Source organism: Streptomyces minutiscleroticus (assembly GCF_014650875.1).
In the GTDB taxonomy this organism is placed as follows: Bacteria; Actinomycetota; Actinomycetes; order Streptomycetales; family Streptomycetaceae; genus Streptomyces; species Streptomyces minutiscleroticus.
The window spans coordinates 1-961 of the sequence record NZ_BMVU01000217.1; the positions used below are offsets into that span (position 1 = coordinate 1).

Sequence of the window (961 nt, forward strand, 5' to 3'; positions counted from 1 at the left end):
GATCCAGGTCGGGACCGTGGCCGTGGGCGGGGACGCGCCTGTCTCGGTGCAGTCGATGACGACGACGCGGACGTCGGACATCGGGGCGACGCTGCAGCAGATCGCGGAGCTGACGGCGTCGGGCTGCCAGATCGTGCGGGTGGCGTGTCCCACGCAGGACGACGCGGACGCGCTGTCGGTGATCGCGCGCAAGTCGCAGATCCCGGTGATCGCGGACATCCACTTCCAGCCGAAGTACGTCTTCGCCGCGATCGAGGCGGGCTGTGCGGCGGTGCGGGTGAACCCGGGCAACATCAAGCAGTTCGACGACAAGGTCAAGGAGATCGCCAAGGCGGCCAAGGACCACGGCACGCCGATCCGGATCGGGGTGAACGCGGGCTCGCTGGACCGGCGGCTGCTGCAGAAGTACGGCAGGGCCACCCCGGAGGCGCTGGTGGAGTCGGCTTTGTGGGAGGCGTCGCTGTTCGAGGAGCACGACTTCCGGGACATCAAGATCTCGGTGAAGCACAACGACCCGGTGGTGATGGTCAACGCCTACCGGCAGCTGGCCGAGCGGTGCGACTATCCGCTGCACCTGGGGGTGACCGAGGCGGGTCCGGCGTTCCAGGGCACGATCAAGTCGGCGGTGGCGTTCGGGGCGCTGCTGAGCGAGGGGATCGGGGACACCATCCGGGTGTCGCTGAGCGCGCCGCCGGCGGAGGAGGTCAAGGTCGGTATCCAGATCCTGGAGTCGCTGGGGCTGCGCGAGCGGGGGCTGGAGATCGTCTCGTGTCCGTCGTGCGGGCGGGCGCAGGTGGATGTGTACAAGCTGGCCGAGGAGGTCACCGCGGGGCTGGAGGGCATGGAGGTCCCGCTGCGGGTGGCGGTGATGGGCTGCGTGGTCAACGGTCCGGGCGAGGCCCGCGAGGCCGACCTGGGCGTGGCCTCCGGCAACGGCAAGGGCCAGATCTTCGTCAAGGGC

At 69.7% G+C, this 961-nt stretch carries 1 protein-coding gene; it reads left to right on the forward strand.

Annotated features, from left to right (window positions below; translation table 11 throughout):
* Position 1: 1 nt before the first annotated feature.
* Positions 2-961, forward strand: a 960-nt coding sequence (gene ispG / locus IE271_RS41085) for a flavodoxin-dependent (E)-4-hydroxy-3-methylbut-2-enyl-diphosphate synthase (protein WP_229920001.1), incomplete at its 3' end; no start/stop codon positions are given.